Below are 3,033 nucleotides of genomic sequence, written 5' to 3'. Positions count from 1 at the left end.
CGGCCGACAGCGGCCGCACGTCGTCCGGGTCGTTGGGGCAGGCCAGGAGAGGCTCCTTGATCTCGGCCAGGTCGATCTCCAGGACGGTTTTGTATTCAGCGTGGCCGTCCCGCTCGATGAGGACGGGGTCGGCCAGCCACTTCCGGCAGACCTCGACCCGGCGCCTCAGGGTCTCGGCGCTCTGGTAGCCCTCCTCGATCATTCGCTCCATCAGGGCCACGTTGCTCCGGACGGTCTGGGCGACCTTCTCTTTGGACAGAGCGATCACGGCCGCCGCGGCCGACCGTTCGGCCGAAGCGTCCGTCAGCTCGTAGGCTTGCTCGACGGTCAGGTCGTCGAGCCCCTCCATCTCCAGGACGCAGCCGTTGAAGATGTTCTTCTTGCCCTTCTTCTCGACCGTCAGGAGTCCCTTCTGGATGGCGAAATACGGGATGGCGTTGACGACATCGCGAAGCGTGATGCCGGGGTTGCGGCGGCCGCGGAACCTCACCAGCACGGATTCGGGCATGTCGAGCGGCATGAAGCCCAAGGCCCCGGCGAAGGCCACCAGGCCCGATCCGGCCGGGAAGCTGACGCCTATGGGGAAGCGCGTGTGGGAGTCCCCCCCGGTCCCGACCGTGTCGGGCAGCACCAGGCGGTTGAGCCTGGAATGGATGACCCCGTCCCCGGGCCTCAGGGCCACGCCCTTGCGCTCGGTCATGAAGGCCGGCAGGGTCTTGTGGGTCTTGACGTCAGCCGCCTTGGGGTAGGCCGCGGTGTGGCAGAACGATTGCATGAACAGGTCGGCCTGGAATTCGAGGCAGGCCAGCTCCTTGAGCTCGTCGGCCGTCATCGGGCCGGTGGTGTCCTGGGAACCGACGGTGGTCATCTTCGGCTCGCAGGCGGTACCCGGCAGGATGCCTTCGACGCCGCAGGCCTGGCCGACCATCTTCTGGGCCAGCGAGTAACCCTGGCCAGCCTTGGGTACCGGGTTGACCGGGAGGGTGAATACGGTGGTCGGGGCAAGGCCGAGTGCCTTCCTGGCGCGGTCGGTCAGTGCACGGCCGATGATCAGCGGGATCCTGCCGCCGGCGCGGAACTCGTCGGAGAGGGTGTTCGGTGCGATGGTGAAGGTGGAGAGGACCTCGCCCCCTTCGCTCCTGATCTCACCCTTCTTGGAGTCGATCACGATGACGTCGCCGGTCTTCATCTTGGTCACGTCGGTCTTGATCGGGAAAGCGCCGGAGTCCTGGGCGGTGTTGAAGAAGATCGGGGCGATGACGCCGCCGATGATGATGCCATCGCGGCGCTTGTTCGGGACCGCCGGGATGTCCTGGCCGATGTGCCAAAGGACGCTGTTGCAGGCCGATTTCCTGGAGGAACCGGTGCCGACCACGTCGCCCACGAAAGCGACCTGGAAGCCTTCCTGCCTGAACTTCGCGATGGTGGCGTTGCCATCGGGGAAGCGGGTCTTGCCCATGGCAAGAGCGTGCAGCGGGATGTCAGGACGGCTCCAGGCGTCACCTGCCGGGGAGAAGTCGTCGGTGTTGATCTCGCCGTCGACCTTGTAGACCTTCACCTTGACGGTCTCCGGGAGGCCCGCCTTGGAGGTGAACCACTCGGCGTTGGCCCAGGACTCGATGACCTTCTTGGCCGAGGCGTTGGACTTGGAGAGCGCGAGGACTTCGTCGAATGCATCATAGACGAGGGTGGTGCCGCAGAGAGCCTTGACGGCTTCTTCTGCCAGTTCGGCATCTTTCAGCGCTCCAACCAGCGGAGCGACGTTGTAGCCGCCCAGCATGGTGCCGAGGATCTGTACAGCCTCCTTCTTGGAGACCAGCGGGGACTTGACGGAGCCGGCAACGATGCCGCCGAGGAAGGATGCCTTGACCTCAGCCGCCGGGTCAACACCCGGGGAAACCCTCTCCTTAAGGAGATTGAGCAGGAATGCTTCCTTGCCCGCGGGCGGTGCCTGCAACAGTTTGCAAAGTTCCGCAGTCTGCTCGGGGTCGAGCGGCTTGGCTGGAATGCCGAGTGCTGTTCTTTCTGCTTCTTGTTTCAAATAAGCTTCGATCATGATCCCTCCTCAGAAATTATCCAGCTATTTGCGACAGTTATCGGAATGCTACAGGAAAGACGGGGTTTATTTGAACGGATACTGTATACAGTTTTTGCCCCGCTTTGTCAATTGTTGAAATGGGGAAAGTATCGGAATTCTTTAGTCGGAAGGGGTGACGGACGAGAGGTTGGCAAGGCGGAAGGAGAGAAAACGGACAGAGGCAAATCCCCCCGGCCCCCCTTTGTCAAAGGGGGGAGTTCTAAATGCGACTTTGTCAAAGGGGGAAGTCTAAACGGCCGACGCCAAGGGGAGGCGGTCTGCGGCAAGAGGATCTAACGGTCCTGCTAGTTATTCTTATCGGACCGAGAACCTGCCAGGAGTTCGGGGTGGGAGTACACGTTGAACTTGGCGGCGCGTAGATAGCCTACCAGGGTGATGCCTGCTTCATCGCAGATACGGATCGCCATGTCGGTCGGTGAGGTGCGGGAGGCTATCAGCGGAATCCCGAGAGCCGCCGCCTTGGCGGCCATTTCCGCTGAGACACGCCCGGAAGTTACCAGCAACCGCCCGGAAAGGTCGACGGCTCTCAGCAGGGCTTCACCTGCCAGCCTGTCGAAGGTGTTGTGCCGGCCGATATCCTCGGCATAGAGGAGGAGGTTTCCTTCGGTATCGCCGACGGCGGCGGAATGGACACCGCCGTGACTTTTGTATTTCTCCGCCTTTTGGGCAAGTTGTTCCATCAGGGTGAAAATCGCGGACGGCGCTACTGCATCAGGTTGCGGCACCTTTGTCAGGGCACCGACTCCAGGAAGGGTAAAAGTGATCCCGGTGCCGCACCCGGAGGTGAGGATGGGCTTGAGGTCAGGGCTGACCTCCCCCCTGATGCGGACATTGGCGATGCCGAAGTCGTTGCAGACGCTCAGCATCAGGAAATCATTGACGCTACTGACGAAGCCCTGCACCCGGAGGAAACCGGCGACCAGAAACCTGAGGTC

The 3,033-nt window shown here is 62.3% G+C and carries 2 protein-coding genes; both read right to left on the bottom strand.

Translation table 11 applies throughout. From position 1 onward, the window contains the following. Nucleotides 1-2,056: bifunctional aconitate hydratase 2/2-methylisocitrate dehydratase (locus tag AC11W3_RS03225; RefSeq protein WP_484092468.1), on the bottom strand; the 2,056-nt coding region annotated here is incomplete at its 3' end. A 326-nt stretch (nucleotides 2,057-2,382) separates the two neighbouring features. Beyond that, on the bottom strand, nucleotides 2,383-3,033 hold a 651-nt coding region (locus AC11W3_RS03220; protein WP_484092467.1), incomplete at its 5' end, for a formate dehydrogenase accessory sulfurtransferase FdhD.

It is taken from the genome of Geomonas sp. (assembly GCF_056994735.1).
Note: the sequence above shows the minus strand (reverse complement) of the source record. Positions and strands in the feature narration are given on the sequence as shown.